Source organism: Actinomadura sp. WMMB 499 (genome assembly GCF_008824145.1).
Classification (GTDB): Bacteria; Actinomycetota; Actinomycetes; order Streptosporangiales; family Streptosporangiaceae; genus Spirillospora.
In genome coordinates this window covers 6,995,058-7,019,813 of the sequence record NZ_CP044407.1, presented here as the reverse complement: position 1 = coordinate 7,019,813, position 24,756 = coordinate 6,995,058, and the positions used below count along the sequence as shown (strand labels likewise).

The window sequence follows — 24,756 nt, the reverse complement described above, 5'->3', positions numbered from 1 at the left end:
CCTACGATGGCCACATGACCTCGGCGCTCGGCCCGGCCGAGTCCACCGAGATGATTGCGGCGATTGCGGAGGACGAGCGTTGAGCACCACGGGACCACGCAAGCCCCTCAGCGAAGAGGAACGCGACCAAGTCGCGTGGCACATCAGCACCTACAGCCCGAACGGCGGCGGAAACTGCGTCGAGGCCGGGCCGCTGGCCGACGGGACGGAGCGTGTCGCCGTCCGGCATAGCCACCATCCCGACGCCGAAATCATCATCTACACCCGCGCCGAATGGGAAGCCTTCCTCGCCGGCGTCCGCAACAACGAATTCGACTTCTTCAGCTGAGGCCAGCGGGTGCTGTCGCGGGCACTCGTCTGCGAAACGGCCGGACCATCTGAGCGTCCTGCCCCAACCGGTGGAAGGCGACTCCGCCTGCCGGTAGGTCGGCGAACACCTCCTTGGGCTCCTTGGGCTCCTTGCTCGCTCTCCCTCCCCTGGCCCGTGTCGGTCACACGACTGGACAAACGCGTAACACGATGGTTACGTGTTCTCCGTGGATGTCTTCGATGCCGTCGCCGATCCGGTGCGCCGCCGTGTCGTCCTGCTGCTCGGGAACGGGCCGCTGACGGCCGGGGCGCTGGCCGCCGCGTTCCCGGACATCAGCCGTCCCGCCGTGAGCCGCCACCTGCGGGTGCTGCGCGAGGCCGGGCTGGTCACCGCCGAGCTGGTGGGACGGGAACGGCACTACAGCGTCGACCACGAGCCCCTGCGGGAGATCGACCGGTGGCTGGCCACCGTCCGGGGGCATGCGTGGGAGCAGCGGCTCGACGCGTTGGAGACCGAGGTCCACCGGGCGCGCCGCGAGCGGCGCGCGGTCGAGGAAGAGCCCACGGACAGGAGGGACACCGGATGACGCCCACCGGACGGCTGATCGCCACCGCGATCGGGACCGACCTGGAGATGACCCGCGAGTTCAAGGCGCCGATCGAGGACGTCTGGGCGAGCATCACCGAACCCGAGCGGACGGCCCGGTGGTTCGCGCACTGGAGCGGCGACGGCCGTCCGGGCGCGACCGTGCGGCTCACGCTCGTCCACGAGGAGGGGAGTCCCGAGAGCGATCTGACGATCCTCGCGTGCGAGCCGCCGCACCGGCTGGAGGTGGAGACCGTGGACGAGTACGGCCGCTGGCACCTGGAGGCGCGGCTGGCGGAGGCCGGCGGCGTGACGGCGCTGACGTTCCTGCACCACCTCGACCCCGAGACCGAGGTCGCGTCGACCGGGCCCGGCTGGGAGTACTACCTCGACCGGCTCGCCGCCTCGATCGGCGGCACGCCCGTCCCGGACTTCGACGACTACTACCCCGCCCAGCGGGCCTACTACGAGGGCCTCACCGCCGGCTGACGTCTCAGCGGCGGTCGAGCGCGAGGGAACCGGCGATCGCCAGCATCGTGGCACCCGTGGCGCGGTCGAACAGGCGGCGTGTGCGGGCGGTGACGTCGAACGCGGCCAGGCGTCCGCCGACCCCGGCGTACACGAGGGCGGCGCCGGACTCCACGACGAGGTAGGCGAGCCCGAGGGCGAGCAGCTGCGCCGGGACGGAGCCGGCGGACCGGTCGGCGAACTGCGGGAGGAACGCCCCGAAGAGCAGCAGGGCCTTCGGGTTCGTCAGCGCGACGCCGAACTCCTGGCGGGTGAGCTCCCGACGCGTCCGCCGCACGCTCGCCGTGGCGCCGTCGGGCTGCTCGGCGGCGGGCGTCCGGCTCCGGTACAGCATGCGTCCGCCCAGGTAGAGGAGGTAGGCGACGCCGCACCACTTGACGACCGCGAACACCGGCTCGGACGCCAGCAGGATCGCGCCGAGGCCCGCGACGGTCGCCAGGATCAGAACGAGGAACGCCGACAACCTGCCCGCGAGCGCGACGAGGGCGTCCGCCGTGCCCTGCTGCAGCGCGTTGCGGAGGGCGAGCAACTGGTTGGCGCCCGGAGTGAGCGCGACGAGAACGGACGCCACGAGGAACGCCTGCCAGTGCGCGTCGAACATGCCCTGCCCTTCGGTGTCCGCGTCCTTCGGCCGGTCGTGCATGCCGCACGATACGGAATCCGTCCGGGCGGACGGCGGTCGGCTCCCGGTGGCCGAACCGGGTCAGCCCGTGTTGACGGCGGCGCAGACGCCGCCGTCCACCAGGACGTCCGTCCCGGTGACGAACGCGGCGTCGTCGGAGACCAGGAAGGCGACGACGGCGGCGACGTCCTCGGGACGGCCTCGGCGGGCGAGCGGGGTGCGTTCCACGAGCGCGGCCATGCTCGGGTGGTGCTCGGCCTCCTGGCGGCCCTGCGGGGTGTCGATGATCCCGGGCGAGACCGAGCAGACGCGGGCGCCGAGCGGGCCGAGGCGCGTCGCCTCCCGGCGGACGAACCGCTGGACGCCGTGCTTCGCCCACGCGTAGGCGGCGCCGGGGTCCTCCACGGCCGGGCCGAGGGCCTCGCGCACCCGGTCGAGGAAGCGTTCGTCGAGGGGCTCGTCGAGGACTTCCGCGACGGCCGGATCCGGGTCGACGCGCGCGAGCACCGGCGCCATCGACGCGAAGCACACCATGGCCGTCCCGGTGGTGGCGAGCGGGCGCAGGGTCTCGGCAAGCATCGCGGTCGCGACGAGGTCGACGGCGAAGATGCGCCGCCAGTCGGCCATCGTGGGCGAGATCCCGGCCGCGTGGACGACGGCGCGCAGCGTCCCGGCGCGCGCGGTGCGCTCGGCGAGCCGGGCGAGGCCGCCGGGGTCGGTGACGTCGAGGACGAACGGTTCGGCGCCGGCGTCCGCGAGTTCGGCGGCGGCCTCGGCGGCCGACACCTCGTCCCGGTCGACGAGCAGCAGCGTGTCGACGCGTCCGGCGATCCGCCGCGCGCAGGCGAGGCCCATGCCGCGCCCGGCTCCCGTCACGATTCCCACGGTGGTCACAGGGACTCCCCCCAGCAGCTTTCCAGTCCGGGTTGCGACGCCCGGCTCACGAGTTCGACGAGCAGCCCCGCCGGGCTCCGGCAGAAGGCGAACGACGGGACGCCGTCCGGGCCGACGCGCTCGGCCTCGAGCACGTACCCGTGGGATTCGAGTTCGGCGCGGTCGGCGGCGACGTCGTCGGACCAGTAGCCGACGTGGTGGACGCCGGAGGCCGCCGGTTCCCAGAGCGTCCCCGGGACCCGCCCGACGATCTCCATCCGGGGCGTCGTCGTCGAGTACACGCAGCGGAGGTTCAGGACGGTCTCGCCGGACGACGTCCGGACGGGGGTGGGACCGCCGAGTTCGGCGGTCCAGCGGTGGCCGAGCACGGCGTACTCCGCCAGGGCCGCCTCGACGTCGTCCACGACCACGCCCACGTGGAACTGGTCCTCGGCCTTCACGCGCGCTCTCCCATGACCGGCACGGCACCCTCCAGCAGAATCCCATTCTTACTTTCGAGAGAGATATTCTCAATATTGCGGCGCGACCGCAATGGGGTAGTGCCGAGGTTCAGCGGGCTCGCGCCGCCAGGGCCACGCCGAGCGCGGCGGCGGCCAGGGCGGCGGCGAGGAACATCAGCGGCCCGGTCCCGGCACCGTCCGTCACCACGCCGCCCGTGAAGGCGCCGAGGGCGATGCTGCCGTTGAAGACCCCGACGAACAGGGCGGTGACGCGCTCGGCGTCGTCCGGCGCGGCCTTGAGCAGCCACGTCTGCACGCCGACCGACACGCCGCCGTAGGCGAGCCCCCACCCCACCAGCAGGACGGCGGCGCCCGCGTGCGTCGTGCCGAGGAGGGGCACGAGGGCGACGGTCCCGGCCAGCCCGGCGGCAAGAACGGCGAGGGTCGCGCGCGGAGCGTGCGGGGCGCGCAGGCCCGCGGCGAAGTTGCCCGCGACGCCCGCGACCCCGTACAGGAGCAGCAGGGTTCCGACGGCGCCGGCGCCGAGCCCCGCGGTGTCCTCCAGGACCGGACGGACGAACGTGTACGCGGCGAAGTGCCCGGTGACCAGCAGGATCGTGACCGCGAGCCCGGTCGCGACCGCCGGGCGCCCGAGGACGCCGCGCGAGGTGCGGGCACCGGGCGCGGGTTCGGCGGGCAGCCGGGGCAGCAGCACGGCCATCGCCAGCGCGACGGCCGCGGCGAGGACCGCGACGACGGCGAAGGACGCGCGCCAGCCCGCGAGCGCCTGGACGAACGCGCCCATCGGCACCCCGAGGACGGACGCCGCCGCGACCCCGCTGAAGATCCACGAGGTCGCGCCGCCCACCGCGGCCGGCGGGACGAGCCGGGGCGCGAGGCCCGCGGCGAGCGCCCACACGCCGCCCATCCCGAGCCCGACCAGGACGCGGGCCGCGAGCAGGACGGGGAAGTTCGGCGCACGGGCGGCGAGGAGGTTCGCCGCCGCCAGCAGCAGCATGAGGACGATCAGGACGGTGCGGCGGTCGAACCGCCCGGCGGCGCGCGGGACGAACGGGGCGGACGCGGCGGCGACGAGGCCGGTGACGGTCAGCGTCCACCCGGCCGTGCCCGCGCCGACGTTCAGGGACGCGCCGATCGGCGTGAGCAGGCCGACGGGCATCATCTCGGCGGTGACGACGGTGAACGTACCGGCCGCGACGGTGAGCACGGACGCGCGTCCTCCGGCGCGCACGTCCGTCACATCGGATTTTTCGGAAACTTCGCGCATGTCGTCCATCCCACGGTCCGCGGGGGCGCCGAACAACGCCGGATCCCTCATACTTCGATGAGCGAGGCTCATCGACGCAGGCGGGAGGCGGTGCCGTGGCCGGGCTGGAGATCCGGGAGCTGGAGTGCTTCCTCGTCCTCGCCGAGGAGCTGCACTTCGGGCGGACGGGCGAGCGGCTGCACGTGTCGCAGAGCCGTGTCAGCCAGCTGCTGCGGGCGCTGGAGGCGCGGATCGGGGCGCGGCTGGTGGAGCGGACGAGCCGCCGGGTCCGGCTGACGGAGTTCGGCGCGGAGTTCGCCGCGTCGCTGCGGCCCGCCTACGGCACCCTCGCCGCGACGGTCGAGGAGGCTCGGGCGACCGCGCGCGGGCGCACCCGCGTCGGTTTCCAGGGTGCGGTGTACGAGCAGGTCACGCGGGCCATCGCGGCGCTGCGCCGGGACCGTCCGGAACACCGTGTGGACATCGCCGAGATCCCGCTCGGCGACCCGTTCGGCGCGCTGCGGCGCGGCGAGGTGGACGCGGCGGTGGTGCTGCTGCCCGTGGCCGAGCCCGATCTGACGACGGGCGCGGTGTTCTCGCGGCGGCCGATGACGCTCGCGCTGCCCGCCGGGCATCCGTTCGCGCGCCGCGACCGCCTCCGGGCCGAGGATCTCGCCCGCACCGCGCTCATCCCCGTCGAGGGCCCCGCGCCCGGCTACTGGCACCGCTTCCACTGCCCGGCGGCGACGCCGGACGGGCGCCCGATCCCGCACGAGGACGGCGTCCGCACCCTCCAGGAGGGGCTGACGCTGGTCGGCGCCGGGCGCGGCGCGATGCTGCTGTGCGACGCGACGGCGCACCACAACCGGCGCGGCGACGTCGCGTTCGTCCCGGTGTCGGGGCTGCCGGCGTCGGCGCTCGGGCTGGTGTGGGCCGGCACCGGGACGGCCGCGCTGCGTGCGCTCGCCGCCGCGGTTCAGGAGCCGGGCGGCGGCGCGTAGGTCAGGTCGAGGATCTCGGCGAGGTCGGCGAGCATCTGCTCGAACATGGGCTCGGGGTCGGTCAGGGCGAACTCGAGGTGGCCGAAGATCTCCAGGCTGACGCCGCCCTGCAGGCGGATCCAGCACTTGAGGAACACCAGGACGACGCCCAGCGGGAGCGCGAGGCCGCGCTCGTCGCGGTAGCGGACGAGCTGGACGCGCAGGTCGGCGGGGATGTCCTCGTCCGCCGGGATGGGGAACGGCTTCTTCTTCCACATCTCCAGGAACAGGGACATGAACGTCCAGCCGAACTGGCGGGCGCACTCCTGGGCGAAGTCCGTCTCGCCCTGGTGGTCCGTGCCCCGGACGGGGACGCCGAACAGCAGCGCGTACTCGCGCGGGTGGGCGAGCGCCCAGCGGCGGAACTGCCGCGCGACCTCCAGGATCTTCGCGCTCATGTCGTCGGGCGGGACGGCCTTCGCGGCGGCCATCAGCTCGGCGGTGAGCTCGGTGAAGATCTCCCCGATGAGGTGGCGCAGCAGCTCGCCGTGGCTGCCGAAGTAGCGGTACAGGGCGGGCGCGGTCATGCCCATCTCGCGGGCGATGGCGCGGAGCGTCACCGCGTCCGGACCCTGCTCGATGAGGATGCGGCGCGCGGTCTCGGAGATCTCCCGGACCGTCGCCGCCCGCAACCGGTCTCGCCGTGTCGCCACTGTCCTGCCTCCCTCTCCGTTCAGCCGGCCGTCCCCGGTCGTTCCCGCATGATCCCGCAATTACACCGTTGACGACAGTGAACGGGTTATGCAAAGTTAACAGTGTTCGCGGTTAACAGCATTCACTCTCGTGACCGAGTGTAGTGGGGGTAAACGATGTTCGACAGGTGGGGGCGCTGGGTGCACCGGCGCAGCCGGTGGGTACTCGCCGTGGCGGGCGCCGCGCTGGTGTTCGCGGGCGTGTGGGGAACCGGAGTGTTCGGTGCCCTGTCGTCGTCCGGCGGCTTCGACACGCCGGGCAGCGAGAGCGACCGGGCCGCGGCGATCGCCGAACGCGACCTCGGTCGGGACGCGGCCGACGTCGTCGTCCTGTACCGGGGTGACACGACGGTCGACGACCCGGCGTACCGGACGGCCGTCGAGGCGGCCCTCGCGGACCTGCCGGCCGGCGAGGTCGCCTCGGTCGCCACGTACTGGACGACGGGCGCGCCGCAGTTCGTCGGCGAGGACCGCACCGCCACCTACGCCGTGCTGCGGCTGGCCGGGGCGGACGACGCGGAGCGCGAGGAGAGCTACGCGGCGATCGAGGAGCGGCTCGCGGACGTCGGCGGCGGGCTGACCGCGCAGGTCGGCGGGGCCGTCGCGACGAACGTCGCGATCAACGACCGGGTGTCGGAGGACATCGCGCGCGCCGAGATGATGGCGCTGCCGGTGCTGCTCGTGCTGCTCGTGCTGATCTTCGGGGGGCTGGTCGCGGCGAGCCTGCCGCTGCTGGTCGGGGGCCTGGCGATCCTCGGCTCGTTCACCGCGCTGCACGTCCTGACGCACTTCACCGACGTGTCCATCTTCGCGGTGAACATCACGACGTTCCTCGGGCTCGGCCTCGCCATCGACTACGGGCTGTTCATGGTGAGCCGGTACCGCGAGGAGATCGCCCGCAGGGACCGCGCGGACGCCCTCGCCGCCACCATGGCCACGGCCGGACGGACGGTCGCGGTGTCCGGCGTCACGGTCGCGGTGTCGCTGTCCGGGCTGATGCTGTTCGACCAGAACTTCCTGCGGTCGATGGGCTACGGCGGCATCGCCACCGTGTTCGTCTGCATGGTCGGCGCGCTGACCGTGCTGCCCGCGCTGCTGGCCGTCCTCGGCCCGCGCGTGAACGCCCTGTCGTTCCGCCGCCGCAAGGACGGCGCGAGCCGCGGCGAGAGCCGGTGGGGACGGCTCGCGCACAGCGTCATGCGCCGCCCGGTGATCTACGCCGTCGCCACCGTCGCGCTGCTCCTCGCGCTCGGCGCGCCGTTCCTGCGCATCAACTGGGGCGGGGTGGACGCGACGGTCCTGCCGGCGGACGCGCAGGCCCGCGCCGTCGCCGAGTCCCTCGAGAGCGACTTCCCGCGGAACGCGACGAGCCCCATCGAGGCCGTCGTGACCGGGACGTCCGACCGGGCCGCGATCCAGGCGTACGGGGACCGCCTGGGCGCGCTCGACGGCGTCACCGGCGCCGCCGTGACCGGCGCGGACGGCAGCACGACCCGCATCGCCCTCACCTACACCGCCGACCCGAACTCGGACGCGGCGCGCGGCCTGGTCGAGCGCGTCCGGGACGTCCCTCCGCCGCCCGGCGCGGACGCGCACGTCGGCGGCGCGACCGCGACCGTCGTCGACCAGCTCGCGAGCCTCGGCGCGACGCTGCCGTGGGTCGGCCTGCTCGTCGGCGCGGCGACCTTCGCGCTGCTGTTCCTGGCGTTCGGGTCGGTCGTGCTGCCGCTGAAGGCGATCGTGATGAACATGCTGTCGCTCGCGGCCACCTTCGGCGTCGTCGTGCTGATCTTCCAGGACGGCAACCTGTCCGGCCCGCTGGACTTCACCGCGACCGGCGCGATCGCCCCCGCGATGCCGATCCTGATGCTGGCGATGCTGTTCGGCGTCTCGATGGACTACGAGGTGTTCCTGCTGTCGCGCGTCCGCGAGCAGTACGACCTCACGGGGTCGAACACGGCGGCCGTCGCGACCGGCGTGCAGCGGACGGGCTCGATCATCACCAGCGCTGCGCTGCTGTTCATCGTGGTCATCGGCGCGTTCGCGACGTCCGGGATCACGTTCATCAAGATGACGGGCGTCGGCATGGTCGTCGCGATCCTCGTGGACGCCACGATCGTGCGGGCCCTCCTCGTCCCGGCCACGATGCGGCTGCTCGGCCGCGCGAACTGGTGGGCTCCCGGCCCGCTCGCCCGGCTCTACGGCCGGTACGGGATCAAGGAGGGGGACGGGCCGCCCGCCGAGCCCCGGGTCGCGCCCCCGGTGCCGGTCCGCTGACCGTCCGGACACCGCAAACGCACCGCCAAGTGAGCGAAAGCGCTTGTGCTCGCCCATGGGCGGGGGAGACTGAACGTCATTCGCCCGGCCGCCCGCGCGTGACGCGCGCCGCGACGGAGACGGCCCGGCGTGCTTCTCTCACCGCTCATGGGACGTTCCCTTGGAGGCATCACCATGCCCGTGCAGGCGATCACCGAGGCCGAAGAAGCCCTCGGCCACCTGGAGCACCTGACCGACGTGCTGCGCTCGCGCGGCTGGACGGTCGAGGTGTCGGCGCACGCGGACCGTTGGCCCACCGCGCTGGTCGCCAACCCCGACATGCCCGCGATGAACGAGTCGGTCATCGCCGTCCAGGAGGGCCCCGACCGCGCCTGGTCGTACCACTACGGCTGGGGCGAGCGGATCGCGCCCTGCACGGACGCGCCGGCCGCCGCGGCCGCGCTCGTCCGGGTCCTGGCCGTCAAGCGCGACGGCTAACGGCGGGCCGAGCCGGGGCGTCGCCGGGCCGTCCGGCGGGCGGCGCACCGCCGGGTGGGCGTCTCTTGACCAGGTCAGGGCATGTGAGTCGTGCATCGTTCACTCTCCGTGAGGATGATCGTGAGGCACCGGTCATCGCGGACCGGGACCCAACGGAGAGGAACTCCCATGCGACTGCCCGCCCGGGCCGCCGTCACGCTGGCCGCGGCCGGCGCCGTCCTGCTGCCGCTCGCCTCGCCCGCCATGGCCTGCCCCGAAGACGACCACGGGGGCAAGGGCCACCACGGCGGCGGCCACGGCAAGGGGCACGACGGCAAGAGCGACCACGGCGACAAGGGCGGCCACCACGTCCGCAAGCACGTCGTGGGCGGCCCGACCTACGTGTACGACCCGTACTTCAAGAAGGTCGACACGAAGGTCGTCACCGAGCTCGACAAGCGCGGCACGTCCGTCCGGATCGCGGTGGCCGGCATCCCGCGCAAGTACTGGGGCAAGACGATGGGCACGCACGTCCACGAGAAGAAGTGCGGCTGGAAGCCCGCCTCGGCCGGCCCCCACTACCAGAACCCGCACGCCAAGAAGGGCACCCCGCTCCGCAAGAAGGAGATCTGGCTCGACTTCAAGGTCGAGAAGGGCGGCAAGGGGTACGGGAAGGCCTGGGTGCCCTGGCGCGTCGACAAGAAGGACGCCCGGTCGGTCATCATCCATCAGCACCGCACCGACCCGAAGACCGGTGACGCCGGCAAGCGCCTCATCTGCACGGACGCGGTGTTCTTCTAACCGCGACGAGCGAGCGTGCCCGTCGCCGCGACCCGGCGGCGGGCACCGCCCGCGGCCACCGCCCGCGGGCACCCGGCGCGTCAGGCCGACTTGCGGCCGCGGCCCTTGGCGGGCGCCTTCTTCTCCGTCTCCTTCTTCGCACCCCCGGACGGCGCCTTCTTGCGCGCGGGAGCCTTCCGCTCCCCCGCCTTTCCGGCCCCGGCTTTCTCCCCGCCCCGGCTCTTCTTCGCGGCCTCGACGCTGGCGCGCAGCGCGCTCAGCAGGTCGGCGGCGGGCTCCTCCTCGGCCTCCTCGGCGGGCCGCGCCACCTCGCGGCCCTCGACCTTCGCGTCGATGACGGCCTGCAGCGCCTCCCGGTAGGCGTCGGTGTACTCCGACGGGTCGAACTCGCCCTCCATCGACTCGATCAGCGACGTCGCCATCGACAGCTCCTGCTTGCGGACCTCGATGTCCTCCTCCAGGAACGGGAACTCGGGAGCGCGGACCTCGTCCGGCCACAGCATCGTCTCCAGGACGAACACGCCGCCGCGCACCCGCAGCGTCGCCAGCGACTCCCGCTGCCGCAGCGCGATCTTCACGATCGCGACCTGCCCCGAGCTCTCCAACGCCTCCCGCAGCAGCACGTACGGCTTGGCGCCCTGCGCGTCCGGCTCCAGGTAGTACGACTTCGCGAAGTAGATCGGGTCGACCTCCTCGCGCTCGACGAACTGGAGGACGTCGATGCGGCGGCTCGACGACAGCGGCAGGTCGGCGAAGTCCTCGTCGGTGAGGATCACCATCTCGCCGCCGGGCAGCTCGTAGCCTTTCGCGATGTCGGCGTAGGACACCTCCTCGCCGTCGACGGTGCAGACCCGCTTGTACTTGATGCGGCCGCCGTCCTCGCGGTGCACCTGGTGGAAGCTGACGTCCCTCTGCTCGGTCGCCGAATAGACCTTCACGGGTATCGTCACCAGCCCGAACGAGATCGAGCCCTTCCAGATACTGCGCATGCCGCACCCCTACCCAGCGAAAACGCCGCGTAGCGTCCCCCGAGAACGCATTTGCGACACAACGCGCTCTTGATCCTTTTCCTTTGCGCGGGCTCCGGGTAAGACGCGGATATGACCATGCCTTGGCCCGTCGAGCCCATGACGGCCGCCACCGGGGAGCTCCCCGGCGACGGCGCGCGCTGGGGCCTGGAACTCAAGTGGGACGGCGTCCGCGCCGTCGCGCAGGTGTCGGCCGACGGCCTGCGCGCCATCGGGCGCCGCGGCGGCGACGTCGCGTCCCGCTACCCCGAACTGTCCGCCCTGCTGGACCTGCTGCCCGGGCACGACGCCGTCCTCGACGGCGAGGTCGTCGCGTTCGAGCAGGGCAGGCCGAGTTTCGAGCGGCTGCAGCGGCGCATGCACGTCGCGGACCCCGACCCGCGGCTCGTCCGGAACGTCCCGGTCCGGTATGTGGTGTTCGACCTGCTCTACCTGGACGGGTACGTCCTGTTCGACACTCCGTACTCCGACCGGCGCGCGCTCCTCGCGGGACTCGACCTCGCCGAGAGCGGGCCCGTCGAGGTGCCCCCGTACCTGGACGGCGGCGACGCCGAGCAGGTCGCGGAGCTGCTCGCCTTCACCCGCGAGCAGCACCTGGAGGGATTGCTCGCCAAGAGGCTCGACTCCCCCTACCGTCCGGGCCGCCGGGTCGACTTCTGGCGGAAGGTCAAGAACTTCCTCACCCGCGAAGTGATCGTGTGCGGCTGGAAGCCCGGCAAGGGGCGCCGCGAAGGCGGGGTGGGGTCGCTGCTCCTGGGCGAGTACGACGGCAAGGGCAGGCTCGGGTTCGTCGGCCATGTCGGCACCGGCTTCTCCGACCGGTTCCTGGACGAGCTGTACGAGATGCTCTGGCCGCTGCGGCGTCCGACGAGCCCCTACGACGACCCCGTCCCCCGCGAGTTCGCCCGCGACGCGCAATGGGTTGAGCCGAGTCTCGTCGGGGAGGTCGCCTACGGCGCCCGCACCCGGGACGGACGCCTGCGGTTCCCGTCCTGGAGGGGCCTGCGCGACGACAAGGACCCCCTGGAGGTCACGAGTGAGCAGTAGGCGGGTGGAGGTCGACGGAAGGACGCTCAGCCTGTCCAACCTGGACAAGAACCTTTACCCCGACTTCACCAAGGGCGAGGTCATCGACTACTACGCGCGCGTCGCACCGGTCATGCTGCCGCACCTGAAGGACCGTCCCGCGACCCGCATCCGCTGGCCCGACGGCGTGGACGGCGGCAAGTTCTTCGAGAAGAACGCGCCGTCCCACACGCCCGACTGGGTGCGGACGGCGACCGTCCCGTCCCCCGGCAGCACCATGGGACGCGACACGGTCGACTACGTCGTCGTCGACGACCTGCCCACGCTCGTCTGGTGCGCGAACCTCGCCGCCCTCGAACTGCACATCCCGCAGTGGAAGGTCGGGCCGCGAGGCAAAGTGCACTCCCCCGACCTCCTGGTCTTCGACCTCGACCCAGGGGCGCCCGCCACCGTCGTCGAAGCCTGCAAGGTCGCCGCCATGCTCCGTGACGTCCTCGCAGAAGACGGGCTGGAGTCCTACCCCAAGACCAGCGGCAAGAAGGGCCTGCACCTCTACGTCCCGATCAAGAAGCCCTCGCAGGCCGAACGGACGTCCGAGTACGCCAAGGCCGCCGCGCAGAGGCTCGCCGAGGAGCACCGCGACCTCGTCGTCGCGAAGATGGAGAAGCGCCTGCGCAAGGGCAAGGTGTTCGTCGACTGGAGCCAGAACAACCCCGCCAAGACGACCGTCGCGCCCTACTCCCTCCGAGCCGCGAGCGGCCCGACCGTCTCCACCCCCCTCACCTGGGACGAGCTGGACGCCTGCAAGGACGCCGCCGACCTCGTCTTCACCCCCGGCGAGGCGCTCGCCCGCATCGACGAGCGCGGCGACCTGCTCGAGCCCCTCCTCGCCGAGGACCGTCCCCCGCTCCCCTGAATCGAATGCCGTATGTGTTCGAATCGGCACGCTCCGACACCCCCGTCCGCCACTATGAGGTGGGGGACATCGCATGGGGGGAAGGACCGGGGAGTTGAACCACCACTACGACGCCGTCGTGCTCGGCGGGGGAACCGCGGGCGAACGCATCGCCGCCGGGCTCGCCCGCGCCGGGCGGGACGTCGCGCTCATCGAGGACCGCCTGGTCGGCGGGCTGTCGCCGTACTTCGCGTGCGTCCCGTCCAAGTCGCTGCTGCTCTCCGCGCGGCGCGGGGAACCGTGGGAACTCGCCGTTGCCCGCCGCGACGGGCTGACCGGCGGCCGCACCGACGACCGCGCCGCCGCCCGGATGGCCGAGGCCGGCGTCACGATCCTGCGCGGCCGCGGCCGGATCAGCGGTCCCGGCCGCGTCGAGGTCGACGGCACCGAGCACGGCTACGGCGAGCTGGTCCTCAGCACCGGGAGCGAACCCGTGATCCCGCCCGTGGACGGCCTCGCCGACGTCCCGCTGTGGACGAGCGACGACGCGCTGACCGTCCCCGACCTGCCCCGCCGCCTCGCCGTCCTCGGCGGCGGCCCGGTCGGCTGCGAACTCGCGCAGGTGTACGCCTCCTTCGGCTCGCACGTCGCCGTCGTCGAGGCGTCCGGGCGACTGCTCACCACCGAGGCGCCGTTCGCGGGCGACGTCCTCGCCGACGCGCTGCGCCGGACGGGCGTCGACCTGCGGCTCGGCGCGGACGTCGCGCAGGTCGAACGCAAGGAGTCGGGCCTGCGCCTCTGGCTGTCGGACGGCGGCACCCTCGACGCCGACCGGATCCTCGTCGCCGCGGGCCGCCGCCCCCGCACCGCCGGGCTGGGCCTGGAGACCCTCGGCGTCACCGTCTCCCCCGGCCAGGGCGTCCCCGTGGACGAGACGTGCCGGGTGCTGGGCGCCGAGGGGGGTGTGTGGGCCGCCGGGGACGTCACCGGCATCGCCCGCACGACCCACGCCGCCCGCTACCAGGCGGACGTCGTCCTCACCAACGTTCTCGAGGGCCGCCGCGAGGCCGATTACCGGGCCGTCCCCCGCGTCGTCTACACCACGCCCACGGTGTACGCGGTGGGGATCACGCCGGGACAGGCCGCCGAACTCGGCATAGACCTGGACATCGCCGGGTACGACCTCGCCGCGACGGCCCGGGCGGCGGTCGAGGCCGACGACCGGGGCCGGGTGGAGCTGTACGCCGACCGCTCGCGCGGCCTGCTGATCGGCGCCGCCGCGGCCGGACTGCACGCCGAGGAGTGGATGAGCGAGATCGCGCTGGCCATTCGCGCCGAGACGCCGCTGAGCCTGCTCGCCGACGTCGTGCACGCGTTCCCGACGTACGGCGAGTCCCTCGAGGCGCCCCTCCGCGAACTGGCCGGACGTCTCGGCACACCAGAGGAGGAAGCGGGATGAGCGAGACCGACGACCTGGCGCAGCGGGTCCCCGACGACGCCCCCGAGGCCGACGCCGCCGAGCAGCGCGCCGGCCTCGACGAGTACGCCGACCGCCCCGAGAGCGCCCCGCGCGTCTCGATGGACGCGGACGAGGCCGACACCGCCGAACAGAGCCGCGAGGTCCCCTTCGACGAGGACGACTACCGTTGACCCGCCCCGGCCGACCGGAAGGGCTCCCGCGGGCCGAAACGGAAATACACTGACCTGCAAGGAACGACGTCGGCTTTGTTAGTGACCCACGAGGTTACCGGCGCGTAGGATGATGGGATTGTCTCCCCGCGACGGACAACCTTGACCGTCGCACTGATTCGGTGATCGGAGAGTGTGGTGACCGCGACCCCGGACGCCCGCCCCCGTGGCACACGACTGCCGCGAATGGCACGCCGCAGGCAACTCCTCGGCGCGGCCCAGGAGGTGTTCGTCGCGCAGGGGTACCACGCGGCGGCGATGGACGAGATCGCCGAGCGCGCAGGCGTCAGCAAGCCCGTCCTGTACCAGCACTTCCCGGGCAAGCTCGAGCTCTACCTGGCGCTGCTCGACGAGCACGCGGAGGGCCTGGTGAAGACGGTGCGGGACGCGCTGGAGTCCACCACGGACAACAAGCTGCGGGTGCAGGCCAGCATGCAGGCCTTCTACGACTTCGTCGCCGGCGACGGCGAGGCGTACCGGCTCGTCTTCGAGTCCGACCTGCGCAACGTCGCGCCCGTCCGGGCCCGCGTCGACCGCGCCAACCAGCAGTGCGCCGAGATGATCGCGCAGGTCATCGCCGAGGACACCGACGCCCCCCGCGACGAGGCGCACCTGCTCGGCATGGGCCTGGTCGGCATGGCCGAGGTCAGCGCCCGCTACTGGCTGTCGCAGCACCGGGCGATCCCCAAGGACACCGCCGAGAAGATCATCGCGCGGCTCGCCTGGCGCGGGATCTCGGGCTTCCCCCGGACGTCCTGACCGCGGTTTCACTCGGGGCGCAACCGTCCCGGCGGCGCGGAGCGCCCCCTCCGTGCGACGATCGGACACACGGGGCCGCCGGGGGTCGGCGAGCCGGTTCAGACGACGGGAGCATCACGTGCAGGTTCGCATCGGCGTGCAGTCCGTGCCCAAGGAGCTCGTGGTCGAGACCGCGCAGTCCGCCGACGAGATCCAGAAGTCGCTCGCCGACGCGCTCGCCCAGGACAACGGCGTGCTCGTGCTGACCGACCGCCGCTCCGGCCGCGTCGTCGTCCCGGCCCGCAGCGTCGGCTACCTCGAGATCGCCGAGGACGAGCAGCGCAGCGTCGGCTTCGGCAGCTGACTCCGCGCGCGACCCGCGCACCGGCCGGGATGTCCGGAAGTGGCCGCCCCGGCGCAGGTTTGAACCGCCCGATCCGCAGGCCCACCGCAGCGTCCGGAGCGGCCCCGGGAATACCTCCGGCATCCCCGGCGTTGGGTGCTGTGATCGGCTATTGGTGTATGTAACCAACGGTCGGTACACTGCGTCGCGGAGTGTGACCGCACGCAGCCACAGCGAGTGACTGCTTTCGACCCCTGACTGCGGTCGCCGAGTAATGTGATTGACGGCTGGTCCCTCCCGCGCGAGCGCGCGGCCACAGGAAGCGACCGGCGGGCACGCCCGGACGGTGCGGCCCGCCCGAGGCCCGTCCTGTCTTCAGATGACAGGGCCCGCGACCGTCCCGCCCGTCGGCAGCCGGCCGACCCGGGCGCAGTGCCGCGCCGCACCGGGGAGCGAGGACCCCGCATATTGGAGGCTGAAAGCCCTGACTACCTTTCGTGAACTCGGGGTCGTCCCCGAGATAGCAGACGCCCTCGAGACCGAGGGCATCGTGGACGCGTTCCCGATCCAGGAGCTCGCCCTGCCGATCGCGCTGGGCGGGCACGACATCATCGGCCAGGCCCGCACGGGCACCGGCAAGACGCTCGCGTTCGGCATCTCCGTCCTGCAGCGCATCCGGCACGGCGGCCGCAAGCCGCAGGCCCTGATCGTCGCCCCGACCCGCGAGCTGGCCCTGCAGGTCACCGATGACCTGCTGGTCGCCGGCGGCAAGCTCGGCACCCGCGTCCTGTCGGTCTACGGCGGGCGCGCGTACGAGCCGCAGATCTCGGCGCTGCGCGAAGGCGTGGACGTCGTCGTCGGCACCCCCGGCCGGCTCCTGGACCTCGTCAAGCAGAAGTACCTCGACCTGTCGGAGATCGGCGTGCTCGTCCTGGACGAGGCCGACCGCATGCTCGACCTCGGGTTCCTGCCCGACATCGAGCGGATCATCAAGAAGGTCCCGGACGCCCGGCAGACGATGCTCTTCTCGGCCACCATGCCGGGCGAGATCGTCGCGCTGTCGCGCAGCTACCTGACCCGGCCCACCAACGTGCGCGCCGAGGCGCACACCGAGTCGGAGGCCACGCCGCAGGTCGCCCAGCACGTCTTCCAGGCCCACCAGATGGATAAGCCGGAGATGCTGGCGCGGATGCTGCAGGCCGACGGCCGCGGGCTGACCATGGTCTTCTGCCAGACGAAGCGCGCGTGCGACCGCGTCGCGGCCGACCTCGCCCAGCGCGGGTTCGACGCCGCCGCCGTGCACGGCGACCTCGGGCAGAGCCAGCGCGAGCGCGCCCTGCGCGCGTTCCGCAACGGCAAGATCAGCGTGCTGGTGGCCACCGACGTCGCGGCCCGCGGCCTCGACGTCGACGACGTCACCCACGTGGTCAACTACGAGTGCCCCGACAGCGCCGACACCTACGTGCACCGCATCGGCCGCACCGGCCGCGCGGGCAAGGAGGGCGTCGCCGTCACGCTCGTCGACTGGTCCGACATCACCCGGTGGAAGCTGATCAACGGTCAGCTCGACCTGCCGTTCGCGGCGCTGGAGGAGACCTACTCCACCTCGCCGCACTTCTTCGAGTCGCTCGGCATCCCCGAGGGCACCAAGGGCCGCCTGCCCAAGGAGAAGCGGGGCGACCGGGCCGGGCTGGACGCCGAGGAGCTCGAGGACATCGGCGAGACCGGCAAGACCCGCAGCGCCCCGCACGAGCGGGAGCGGGAGCGGGAGCGGGAGCGCCCGCGGCCGCCGCGCCGCAAGCGCAACCGGACCCGCACCCGCGGCGGCAAGCCGGTCGAGCAGGCGACGCCGAAGGACGACAACGTCGTCGACGCCGTCGCCACCGAGCGCAAGCGCAGCCGCACCCGGCGCCGCACCCGCGCGGGCAAGCCGGCCGGCGAGGCCACCGCGGAGTCGCAGACCGCCTGAATCGGCGACCGCGAGGCACCCGCCTGCCTCGCGGTCCCGTACTGACCCCGGACGTTGGCACGCTCCACCGGACGGGACGCACCGTCCCGTCCGGCGATCGGGCGCCGCCGGGGTGCCGAGCGCCCCGGCCCGTCAGCCGTCCCGCAGCGCCAGCGCCCGCGCGGGATGGTCCGTCACCAGGACCGCCACCCGCGGGTCGCCCAGGAACCGGCGCATCACCGGACGGGCGTTCACCGTCCAGATCATGGCGGGGAACCCGGCCCGCGCGCACTGCCGCAGCACCCCGACCCGCGCCAGCCGGTGGTTGAGCGCGACCATGTCGGCGCCCGCCCGGCGGATCAGCGGCAGCGGCGCGAAGTCGTGCGCGGCACCCCGCTCCCAGAGGTTCCGGCCGACCGACAGCGCCGTCATCGCCTGCGGGAACCGTGCCTTGATCTCGACCAGCGAGGACACCTCACCGGTCGTGACGACGAACTGCGGGCCGAACGCCTCCAGCGCCAGCGCGACCGTCTCGTGCTCGCAGCCGCGCTCCTTGAGGTCCAGATGGCCGCGCGCCTTCCCGGCGATGACCTCCATGGCGTCCTCGACGAGCGGCACGGGGCGCGGCGAGAGCTCCTGCACCCGCTCGTACGTCAGCCGTTTCAGCGGGAGCCCGCCCACCGTCGCGTCGTGATGGACGACCAGCCGCCCGTCGCCCGTCCGGCGGATGTCGATCTCCACGTACTCGGCGCCGGACTCGGCCGCCTCCCGGAGGCCGTCCAGCCCCGCCTCGTCCCGCCGATGCGCGGACACGGCCGGCTTGGGTTGCACGCTGTGGACGTTACCAGGACGGGTCCGTCGCGGCGGCCCCGGCACGGGGCCGTTTAGTATGGTTGCGCCCCGTGAGTACGCCCCGGTTCCTGAATCTGCCCACCGGCGTCCGCCGCACGACGCTCGAGACGTCCCGCGGCCCCTTCGCCGCCCTGGAGGCCCTGCCGGGTTCGGGAGTGTCCGAGCGCTGCCCCGCGCTGCTGGTACCCGGGTTCACCGGCAGCAAGGAAGACTTCCTCGCCGTCCTGCAGCCGCTGGCCGCGTCCGGCCGCCGCGTCGTCGCGATCGACATGCGCGGCCAGTACGAGACCGCCGGCCCGGGCGACCCCGCCGAGTACGGCCGCTCCTCTCTCGGCGAGGACGTCACCGCACTGCTGGACGCCCTGGGCACCGACCCCGTCCACGTCGTCGGACACTCGTTCGGCGGGCTCGTCACCCGCGAGTCGGTGCTGTGCGACCGGATCCGGCCCGCCTCGTACACGCTGATGGGGTCGGGTCCCGCCGCCATTTCCGGCCCGACCGGCACCCGCGCCGCCGCCCTCCGCGACGCCCTCCCGGAACTGGGCATGCCGACGATCTGGGAGATCAGCATGGAACCCGAACTGATCGCCAGGGGCGTCCCCCTGGAGATCGTCGCCTTCCTGAAGCGGCGCATGCTCGGCACGTCCGAGGCGGGCCTCGTCGGCATGGCCGGCGAACTGCTCACCGCCCCCGACCGCACCGACGAACTGGCGAAACACTGCGCGGACACGGGACTGCGCACGCTCGTCCTCTACGGCGAGGACGACGACGCCTGGCCCCCCGAGACCCAGTCGGCGATGGCCGAACGGCTGGGCGCGGACCGGGTCGTGATCCCGTCCGCGGCCCACTCCCCCGCCGTCGAGGCCCCCGAAACCACGGCCGGCGCCCTCATCGATTTCTGGAATCAGGCGGAACGCGCCCTGGGCTGAGAATTCCACGCGTGCACGGGCCCGTATAGACGGGTTATCGTAACGCGCAGCGGCTTTCTCGCTTCGGGAGTTGATCAGCGTGACGATGGGCGGGACACCCGGCACCGAATGGCCCGCCGCGCTCAACGTCCAGTCCCTCCTGGAAGAAGGCTGGCGCCCCACACCGTTCCGGCAATTCGTGCTGAAGATGCACAGCCGCTGCAACCTGGCGTGCGATTACTGCTACATGTACGAGATGGCCGACCAGGGCTGGCGGCGCCAGCCCCGCCGCATGTCCCGCACCACGATCGACCAGGTGGCGGCACGCATCGCGGAGCACGCACGGGAAAACGCCCTCCCCCGCGTCGAGGTCATCCTGCACGGCGGCGAACCCCTCCTGGCCGGCCTCGAACACCTCCGATATGCACTGAAAACCATCCGTACCGCAGCCGCTCCGGATGTGTCCGTGGGTTTCCACGTGCAGACGAATGGCGTCCTGCTCGATCCGCCCTTCCTGGAACTGTTCGACGAGCACGACGTTCACGTCAGCGTCAGCCTGGACGGCGACGAGAAAGGGCACGACCGGCACCGGCTCCGCAAGAACGGCGAGGGCAGCCATCGGGACGTCACTCTCGGCATCCAGCGGCTCACCGCCCCCGCCCACGAACGCCTCTTCAGCGGACTCCTGTGCACGATCGACCTCGACAACGACCCACTGGTCACCTACGAGGCCCTCCTCACCCACGGCCCCCCGGGCATGGACTTCCTGCTGCCGCACGGCAACTGGGAGGAACCGCCCCCCGGCCTCCCCGCCGAAGGCACCCCGTACGCCGACTGGCTGATCGCCGTCTTCGACCGCTGGTACCGCGCGCCCGTCCGGGAGACCCGCATCCGGCTGTTCTCCGAGATCATCCGGCTGCTCCTCGGCCGCCCGTCGCACAGCGAGTCCATCGGCCTGTCCCCCGTCGCGGTCGCCGTCGTCGAGACGAACGGAAGCATCGAGCAGGTCGACACCCTCAAGTCCGCGTACGAGGGCGCGGCCGGCACGTCCCTGCACATCCGGCGCGACCCGTTCAGCACGGCGCTCATGGTCCCCGCGATCGCCGCCCGCCAGATCGGCCGCCGCGCCCTCTCCACCGAGTGCCGCGCCTGCCCCGTCCACCGCGTCTGCGGCGGCGGCCTCTACGCGCACCGCTACCGGTCCGGCACCGGCTTCGCGAACCCCTCCGTCTACTGCCGCGACCTCCTCCGACTCATCACCCATATCCGGAACGTCGTCGCACGTGACGTGGAAGACATCAAGCGGAGGGCCACATGATCCTCACCCGGCACGAGGTCCCCGAGAAGATCTTCCAGGCGCTCGCCGCAGGCGAGGGCGGCGCAGAAGCCGTCGAGTTGCTCAACCGGGCGCAGTACAGCAAACGCCTCCTGCTCCTGCGCGGCATCCGGGACGCCGGCGGCCCCCGTGCCCGGCACGCCTACGACCTGCTCGCACGTATCCAGGACGAGAACCCGCGCGCCGTCGAGACCGTCCTGCGGTACCCGACCGTCGGCGAGTGGGCCCGCCGCACCCTGCTCGTCCTCACCGGCCGGGAGCCGGGCGCCGCGAATCCGGACGAGTTCGCCGGCCTCGCCGCGGCCGCCGCGATCCGCGCCGGACACCCCTGCGCGATCGAGGTCCCGGCTCGCGACGGCGCAATCACCCTGCCGTCCCTCGGCCGTACCCCGATCCCGGAGTCCGCCCTCGTCCGGGTCACTCCCGAGGGCACAACGATCGGCACCGGTTCGGACGCCCTCCGCCTCCCACCGGACCCGCACAAGGACGCCCCGGGCTGGCAGGCCGTGCGCAGCCTCCCCGGTGGCCTCCTCCTGGACGACCACGATCCCGACCGGATGCCCGGCGGCACCGCCCTCCCCCGCCGGCTCACCGGCCCCGAACTCGCGCACTGGGAGGCGACGCTCACCGAGGCACGCAGGATCCTGGCGCGCCACCACCGCATCGCGGCGGCGGAGACGACCGCCGCGATCACCGTCCTGACCCCCCTGGTCGCCCCGGAGCACGGTCAGTCCAGTGCCACTCCGAAGCACGCCTTCGGCAACGTCGGCCTCTCGACGCCGCCCGACGCGCTCTTCCTCGCCGTGACCTTTGCCCACGAGGTCCAGCACACCAAGCTCACCGGGCTGCTCGAGCTTGTCCCTCTCACACGCCCCGATGACGGCACTCGCTACTACGCGCCCTGGCGCACCGACCCCCGTCCCGTCCCCGGCCTCCTTCAGGGGGTGTACGCGCACCTGGGCATCGCGGCGTTCTGGCGCGTTCAGCGCCACCACGAGACGGGCGAATCGGCCCTGCGCGCCCACGCCGACTTCGCGCGCTGGCGCACCGCGACCGACCTGATCCTGCGCACCCTCGCGGCCACCGGCGACCTCACCCCTGACGGGGAGCGCTTCGTGACCGGCATGGCCCACACGCTCCGCCCCTGGCTCGACGAACCCGTCCCGCCGGACGCGCTGGCCCTCAGCCTGGACGCAGCCGCCCACCACCTCGCGACCTGGCGCGCCGCACACGGCGACCCGCCGCCCCTGCAGGGCCTCTAGATCGGCGGTGGATCGAAGTCGAAGTCCAGGTGGCGCTGCTCTGCCGCCACGATCGCGTCCCTGTGGTCGAGCCCGAGCGTACGGACGTAGGCGTCCATCGTCTCCTTGTGCAGTTTCGACGCCTCCTCTCGCCGCCCGGCCGCGTTGAGGTCGACGGAGAGGTTCGCCGCACAGGCCAGCGTCATCGGATGCTCCTCGCCCATCGTGCTCCGCAGGCGCCGCAGCGTCCCCCCGCCGAGGGCGCACGCGTCGTCCAACTCACCCAGCTCGGCCAGGTCGCTCGCCAGGTTCGCGGCGACGGTCAACGCATAGTGCTGATCGTGTCCGAGCACGTTCCGCAGTCCCTCGAGAGCCCGCTCGTTCAGACTCCGGGCCCCGGCCACGTCCCCGCGCGTCCGCAACAGGACCGCCAGGTTCCCCATGCATCCGTAGTTGTAGGGGTGCTCGGGGCCGTACGCCCGCGGATACCTGCGCACCGTGTCGGCCGCCAGTTCGTGCGCGTCCTCCAGATGCCCGAGCGTCCGCTGGACATTCGACAGGCACATCGCCGCGGCCAGGGTGTCCGGATGGTTCAACCCGTAGAGCCGGACGAACCTGCCGTGCACGTCCAGGGACAGTTCGAGAGCCGCATCGAGATTCTCTCCCAGCCTCCGGTACGCGATGGCGAGGTCGGTCCCGGCCCGCATCGTCCAGGGATGCTCCGCCGTCAGCTCGTTGACCCCGTACGCGTACACGTCCTCACCGCTGTCGCACGCCTCCGCGTAGTCCCCGCACAGCCGCGCGGCCCGCGCCAGCCCGTTCCACGCGTTCAGGATGCTCGTGGAGGGGTCGCTATCCGGAATCCGGGTGAACCCGGCATAGGCACGGCCATGCAACTCCCTGGCCCGCTCGTAGTCGCTGTTCAACCCGTAGTCCAGCGCCAGGTTGTTCACCAATTGGAGAGTGGACCGATCGTTATCGCCGAAGACTCTCTCGTAGATTTCGAGGGAAGCGATATCATGTTCCCTCGCCTCCCGGAAGTCCCCGCGTGCCCGCAGGTCCGCGCCGATGGTGTTCCGAAAACGCAGTGCGATCTCGTATTCCGGTCCGGCGAGCCGCTCCGCCTGCTCCAACGCGACCTTATCGATATCGTAGGCGGCGCCGAAGTCACCGAGCGCCCGCAGCATGTTGGCGAAGTAATACCTCAAGAGCAGAATCTGGGGGTCACCTTCGGGCGTGTCAGCAACCCAGCGATCAAGAAAGAGTTCAGCGACGCGACGTCCCAAGGAATAGTCGCCCGAATTGTACAGATACTGAACGATTTTGATGGCGAAGTCGCGAACTCGTGGATCCTGACTCTCGCCCACCTCCGCAGGCACGATGTGCCCGAGCAGCTCCGAGTACCGCTGCCAGTACTGCCGCGTGACGTCCGGCGGCGCCGCGTCGACCAGGAGTCGGTGCACATCGGCGCGGATACGCCTCCGGACCGGCACCGTGATCTCGTCACGCAGCAGCGCCTGGATCAACCGGTGCACCTGGATGGTGCGACTCTGCGATTCGACCCTGGCCAGGGCATAGCGGCCGAGCTCGCCAAGGGCCCGGGAGAGCCTGATCGGATCGTTGAGCAGGCCCGCCAAGGGCTCACCGATGCCTTCGGGCGCCCGCGTGAAGACGTCGCGCGGAATCGGCTCGGGTCCGAAGAAGGCGCAGCAACGCAGCAACTCCACGGCCTCGGGCAGTTTGTCCGCCAGGCTGTCCAGCGATAGCTTCCAGGCCGCGGTCATGGAAACCGGATACTCGGTGGGCTTGCCTTCGGCCAGCAGTTGACTCGCGCGCTCCTCCAGCAACCGGAGATACTCCGTGACACTCATGCCCGTTTCTGCTTGCAGGGCACCCGCCTGCTCCAGCGCGAGGGGCAGGTCACCCAGCTCGTTCGCCAACCGATCGGCGTCCGCACGCGGGATCTCGCGGGGCACGCGCTTGCCGAGGAACTCGATGCTCTCCGACCGGGAGAAGACCTCCACCGGGACGGTTCTGGCGACAGATTCCCACCGGGGATTACGTGATGTGATGAGGACGTGCCCGTCACCCTGCGGAAGGTAATCGCGAAGGTCCTCGGGCTGGTCCGCGTTATCGAAGATCAACAGCCAGCGGGAGAAGGGCTCGCCCCGCCGCAGGCAGTCCAGCACCGCACTCGCCGCTTCTTCGACTCCCATGGCGCCGACGGGCGGCAGCCCCAGGTGGGGGGCCAGCGCGGCCAGGGTCGGCCGCACCAGGGACGGCTGGTCCGAGGGAATCCACCAGACGACCTCGTAGTCGCTCTTGAAGCGGTGGGCGTATTCCACCGCCATCTGCGTCTTGCCGACCCCGCCGTAGCCCTGGAGCGCGTGTGGAACGACTGCAGTCACTTGTCGGGCGATGCCGGAGCGCAGCCTGTTGAGCAGCTCCTCGCGGCCGGTGAAATTGATGTTCCTACCCGGCACTCTGCCCCAGACCGTCGGCGTCGGTGCCATCGCACGTCCGATCCTGGCGGACATCGGAAGTGACATGCGCTTACCACCGCCTCACGTGTGAGCCTGCACGAGTCCCCGAGTGCAGACACCCGTAATATCTCATCCGGAGGAGGCAGGAAATAGGTCATGCGTCACATAATTTCACAACCCAGGGTCAATCAATTTAGGGCTGACCGATATGCCGAAATACTGCTGACCCTAAAAGGGCCATCCAACGGCCGACCCCAACTCCACCGATCGCCCACCGTGGTGATAACTCCACATTCGTGACATGGTGGACATAGCACTCACAGCGGGCGATGGCCGATCTCGGAAGCCGGAGGCCCG

The 24,756-nt window shown here is 71.9% G+C and carries 25 protein-coding genes; 17 read left to right on the top strand and 8 right to left on the bottom strand.

Going from position 1 to position 24,756, the window contains the following annotated elements; all coding sequences use genetic code 11:
• The first annotated feature begins 79 nt into the window (after nucleotides 1-79).
• From F7P10_RS31635 to F7P10_RS31625, 3 genes are all read left to right on the top strand, one after another.
• A complete protein-coding gene (locus F7P10_RS31635; RefSeq protein WP_151015005.1) occupies nucleotides 80-328 on the top strand; it encodes a DUF397 domain-containing protein in 249 nt (82 codons plus the stop codon).
• A 199-nt stretch (nucleotides 329-527) separates the two neighbouring features.
• Complete coding sequence (locus F7P10_RS31630; RefSeq protein WP_151015003.1) at nucleotides 528-896, top strand: helix-turn-helix transcriptional regulator; 369 nt, start codon at nucleotides 528-530, stop codon at nucleotides 894-896.
• Nucleotides 893-1,384 carry an SRPBCC family protein gene (locus F7P10_RS31625; RefSeq protein WP_151015001.1) on the top strand — a complete coding sequence of 164 codons (492 nt, stop codon included), beginning with the start codon at nucleotides 893-895 and terminating at the stop codon, nucleotides 1,382-1,384. The genes F7P10_RS31630 and F7P10_RS31625 overlap by 4 nt, the downstream gene beginning before the upstream one ends.
• Before the next feature lie 4 nt (nucleotides 1,385-1,388).
• Here F7P10_RS31625 and F7P10_RS31620 read toward each other — a convergent pair whose 3' ends face one another.
• From F7P10_RS31620 to F7P10_RS31605, 4 genes are all read right to left on the bottom strand, one after another.
• Nucleotides 1,389-2,066, bottom strand: coding sequence for a LysE family translocator (locus F7P10_RS31620; protein WP_218040206.1), 678 nt, complete (start codon nucleotides 2,064-2,066; stop codon nucleotides 1,389-1,391).
• Nucleotides 2,067-2,126: 60 nt separating this feature from the next.
• The gene (locus tag F7P10_RS31615; RefSeq protein WP_151014999.1) at nucleotides 2,127-2,939 is read right to left on the bottom strand and encodes an SDR family oxidoreductase; all 813 of its coding nucleotides are present in this window, start codon (nucleotides 2,937-2,939) and stop codon (nucleotides 2,127-2,129) included.
• On the bottom strand, nucleotides 2,936-3,379 hold the full coding sequence (locus tag F7P10_RS31610; protein ID WP_151014997.1) for a VOC family protein: 444 nt from the start codon (nucleotides 3,377-3,379) through the stop codon (nucleotides 2,936-2,938). The genes F7P10_RS31615 and F7P10_RS31610 overlap by 4 nt, the downstream gene beginning before the upstream one ends.
• A 109-nt stretch (nucleotides 3,380-3,488) precedes the next feature.
• Entirely contained in the window at nucleotides 3,489-4,631 is a 1,143-nt protein-coding gene (locus tag F7P10_RS31605; RefSeq protein WP_254716123.1) for an MFS transporter, read from the bottom strand.
• Nucleotides 4,632-4,762: 131 nt separating this feature from the next.
• On the opposite strand from F7P10_RS31605, the gene F7P10_RS31600 reads away from it, so the two are divergent.
• Nucleotides 4,763-5,647 carry a LysR family transcriptional regulator gene (locus F7P10_RS31600; protein ID WP_151014995.1) on the top strand — a complete coding sequence of 295 codons (885 nt, stop codon included), beginning with the start codon at nucleotides 4,763-4,765 and terminating at the stop codon, nucleotides 5,645-5,647.
• Here F7P10_RS31600 and F7P10_RS31595 read toward each other — a convergent pair.
• Nucleotides 5,623-6,339, bottom strand: coding sequence for a TetR/AcrR family transcriptional regulator (locus F7P10_RS31595; protein ID WP_151014993.1), 717 nt, complete (start codon nucleotides 6,337-6,339; stop codon nucleotides 5,623-5,625). The genes F7P10_RS31600 and F7P10_RS31595 overlap by 25 nt on opposite strands.
• 156 nt (nucleotides 6,340-6,495) lie before the next feature.
• On the opposite strand from F7P10_RS31595, the gene F7P10_RS31590 reads away from it, so the two are divergent.
• From F7P10_RS31590 to F7P10_RS31580, 3 genes are all read left to right on the top strand, one after another.
• On the top strand, nucleotides 6,496-8,655 hold the full coding sequence (locus F7P10_RS31590) for an MMPL family transporter (protein ID WP_151014991.1): 2,160 nt from the start codon (nucleotides 6,496-6,498) through the stop codon (nucleotides 8,653-8,655).
• A 174-nt stretch (nucleotides 8,656-8,829) separates the two neighbouring features.
• Nucleotides 8,830-9,132: a hypothetical protein gene (locus F7P10_RS31585; protein ID WP_151014990.1), complete on the top strand. Its 303-nt coding sequence runs from the start codon at nucleotides 8,830-8,832 to the stop codon at nucleotides 9,130-9,132.
• A gap of 168 nt (nucleotides 9,133-9,300) precedes the next feature.
• A complete protein-coding gene (locus tag F7P10_RS31580) occupies nucleotides 9,301-9,912 on the top strand; it encodes a superoxide dismutase family protein (RefSeq protein WP_151014988.1) in 612 nt (203 codons plus the stop codon).
• A gap of 80 nt (nucleotides 9,913-9,992) precedes the next feature.
• Here F7P10_RS31580 and F7P10_RS31575 read toward each other — a convergent pair whose 3' ends face one another.
• A complete protein-coding gene (locus F7P10_RS31575; RefSeq protein ID WP_151014986.1) occupies nucleotides 9,993-10,901 on the bottom strand; it encodes a Ku protein in 909 nt (302 codons plus the stop codon).
• 111 nt (nucleotides 10,902-11,012) lie between these two features.
• Here F7P10_RS31575 and ligD (F7P10_RS43650) point away from each other — a divergent pair, with 111 nt between their 5' ends.
• The 7 genes from ligD (F7P10_RS43650) (at nucleotide 11,013) to F7P10_RS31540 (ending at nucleotide 17,600) form a co-directional block, all read left to right on the top strand.
• The gene (ligD, locus tag F7P10_RS43650) at nucleotides 11,013-11,987 is read left to right on the top strand and encodes a non-homologous end-joining DNA ligase (RefSeq protein WP_151014984.1); all 975 of its coding nucleotides are present in this window, start codon (nucleotides 11,013-11,015) and stop codon (nucleotides 11,985-11,987) included.
• Nucleotides 11,977-12,882 carry a non-homologous end-joining DNA ligase gene (gene ligD, locus F7P10_RS31565; RefSeq protein ID WP_151014982.1) on the top strand — a complete coding sequence of 302 codons (906 nt, stop codon included), beginning with the start codon at nucleotides 11,977-11,979 and terminating at the stop codon, nucleotides 12,880-12,882. Before ligD (F7P10_RS43650) ends, ligD (F7P10_RS31565) begins: the two co-directional genes overlap by 11 nt.
• A 73-nt stretch (nucleotides 12,883-12,955) precedes the next feature.
• The gene (locus F7P10_RS31560) at nucleotides 12,956-14,320 is read left to right on the top strand and encodes an NAD(P)/FAD-dependent oxidoreductase (RefSeq protein WP_151014981.1); all 1,365 of its coding nucleotides are present in this window, start codon (nucleotides 12,956-12,958) and stop codon (nucleotides 14,318-14,320) included.
• Nucleotides 14,317-14,511 carry a hypothetical protein gene (locus F7P10_RS31555; RefSeq protein ID WP_151014979.1) on the top strand — a complete coding sequence of 65 codons (195 nt, stop codon included), beginning with the start codon at nucleotides 14,317-14,319 and terminating at the stop codon, nucleotides 14,509-14,511. Before F7P10_RS31560 ends, F7P10_RS31555 begins: the two co-directional genes overlap by 4 nt.
• A gap of 177 nt (nucleotides 14,512-14,688) precedes the next feature.
• Nucleotides 14,689-15,309 carry a TetR/AcrR family transcriptional regulator gene (locus tag F7P10_RS31550; protein ID WP_176611740.1) on the top strand — a complete coding sequence of 207 codons (621 nt, stop codon included), beginning with the start codon at nucleotides 14,689-14,691 and terminating at the stop codon, nucleotides 15,307-15,309.
• A 118-nt stretch (nucleotides 15,310-15,427) separates the two neighbouring features.
• Nucleotides 15,428-15,652: a DUF3107 domain-containing protein gene (locus F7P10_RS31545; protein ID WP_151014975.1), complete on the top strand. Its 225-nt coding sequence runs from the start codon at nucleotides 15,428-15,430 to the stop codon at nucleotides 15,650-15,652.
• A gap of 358 nt (nucleotides 15,653-16,010) precedes the next feature.
• Nucleotides 16,011-17,600: a DEAD/DEAH box helicase gene (locus F7P10_RS31540; RefSeq protein ID WP_151014973.1), complete on the top strand. Its 1,590-nt coding sequence runs from the start codon at nucleotides 16,011-16,013 to the stop codon at nucleotides 17,598-17,600.
• Nucleotides 17,601-17,732: 132 nt separating this feature from the next.
• On the opposite strand, the gene F7P10_RS31535 is transcribed toward F7P10_RS31540, so the two are convergent.
• Nucleotides 17,733-18,410 carry a glycerophosphodiester phosphodiesterase gene (locus F7P10_RS31535; RefSeq protein ID WP_151014971.1) on the bottom strand — a complete coding sequence of 226 codons (678 nt, stop codon included), beginning with the start codon at nucleotides 18,408-18,410 and terminating at the stop codon, nucleotides 17,733-17,735.
• Between the two features lie 71 nt (nucleotides 18,411-18,481).
• Here F7P10_RS31535 and F7P10_RS31530 point away from each other — a divergent pair, with 71 nt between their 5' ends.
• From F7P10_RS31530 to F7P10_RS31520, 3 genes are all read left to right on the top strand, one after another.
• Nucleotides 18,482-19,360: an alpha/beta fold hydrolase gene (locus tag F7P10_RS31530; protein WP_151014969.1), complete on the top strand. Its 879-nt coding sequence runs from the start codon at nucleotides 18,482-18,484 to the stop codon at nucleotides 19,358-19,360.
• A 79-nt stretch (nucleotides 19,361-19,439) separates the two neighbouring features.
• On the top strand, nucleotides 19,440-20,657 hold the full coding sequence (locus F7P10_RS31525; RefSeq protein ID WP_368077494.1) for an FxsB family cyclophane-forming radical SAM/SPASM peptide maturase: 1,218 nt from the start codon (nucleotides 19,440-19,442) through the stop codon (nucleotides 20,655-20,657).
• On the top strand, nucleotides 20,654-21,937 hold the full coding sequence (locus F7P10_RS31520; protein ID WP_151014967.1) for an HEXXH motif domain-containing protein: 1,284 nt from the start codon (nucleotides 20,654-20,656) through the stop codon (nucleotides 21,935-21,937). Before F7P10_RS31525 ends, F7P10_RS31520 begins: the two co-directional genes overlap by 4 nt.
• On the opposite strand, the gene fxsT is transcribed toward F7P10_RS31520, so the two are convergent.
• Complete coding sequence (gene fxsT, locus F7P10_RS31515) at nucleotides 21,934-24,429, bottom strand: FxSxx-COOH system tetratricopeptide repeat protein (protein WP_254716122.1); 2,496 nt, start codon at nucleotides 24,427-24,429, stop codon at nucleotides 21,934-21,936. The two genes, F7P10_RS31520 and fxsT, sit on opposite strands and share 4 nt — an antisense overlap.
• Nucleotides 24,430-24,756 lie beyond the last annotated feature (327 nt).

Excerpts from the sequence above, each read along its gene's own strand:
- ligD (WP_151014984.1), top strand. The coding sequence starts at position 11,013 with ATGACCATGCCTTGGCCCGTCGAGCCCATGACGGCCGCCACCGGGGAG.
- F7P10_RS31575 (WP_151014986.1), bottom strand. The coding sequence starts at position 10,901 with ATGCGCAGTATCTGGAAGGGCTCGATCTCGTTCGGGCTGGTGACGATA.
- F7P10_RS31520 (WP_151014967.1), top strand. The coding sequence starts at position 20,654 with ATGATCCTCACCCGGCACGAGGTCCCCGAGAAGATCTTCCAGGCGCTC.
- F7P10_RS31555 (WP_151014979.1), top strand. The coding sequence starts at position 14,317 with ATGAGCGAGACCGACGACCTGGCGCAGCGGGTCCCCGACGACGCCCCC.
- F7P10_RS31580 (WP_151014988.1), top strand. The coding sequence starts at position 9,301 with ATGCGACTGCCCGCCCGGGCCGCCGTCACGCTGGCCGCGGCCGGCGCC.
- F7P10_RS31560 (WP_151014981.1), top strand. The coding sequence starts at position 12,956 with ATGGGGGGAAGGACCGGGGAGTTGAACCACCACTACGACGCCGTCGTG.
- F7P10_RS31590 (WP_151014991.1), top strand. The coding sequence starts at position 6,496 with ATGTTCGACAGGTGGGGGCGCTGGGTGCACCGGCGCAGCCGGTGGGTA.
- F7P10_RS31620 (WP_218040206.1), bottom strand. The coding sequence starts at position 2,066 with ATGCACGACCGGCCGAAGGACGCGGACACCGAAGGGCAGGGCATGTTC.
- F7P10_RS31540 (WP_151014973.1), top strand. The coding sequence starts at position 16,011 with ATGACAGGGCCCGCGACCGTCCCGCCCGTCGGCAGCCGGCCGACCCGG.
- F7P10_RS31625 (WP_151015001.1), top strand. The coding sequence starts at position 893 with ATGACGCCCACCGGACGGCTGATCGCCACCGCGATCGGGACCGACCTG.
- fxsT (WP_254716122.1), bottom strand. The coding sequence starts at position 24,429 with ATGGCACCGACGCCGACGGTCTGGGGCAGAGTGCCGGGTAGGAACATC.
- F7P10_RS31585 (WP_151014990.1), top strand. The coding sequence starts at position 8,830 with ATGCCCGTGCAGGCGATCACCGAGGCCGAAGAAGCCCTCGGCCACCTG.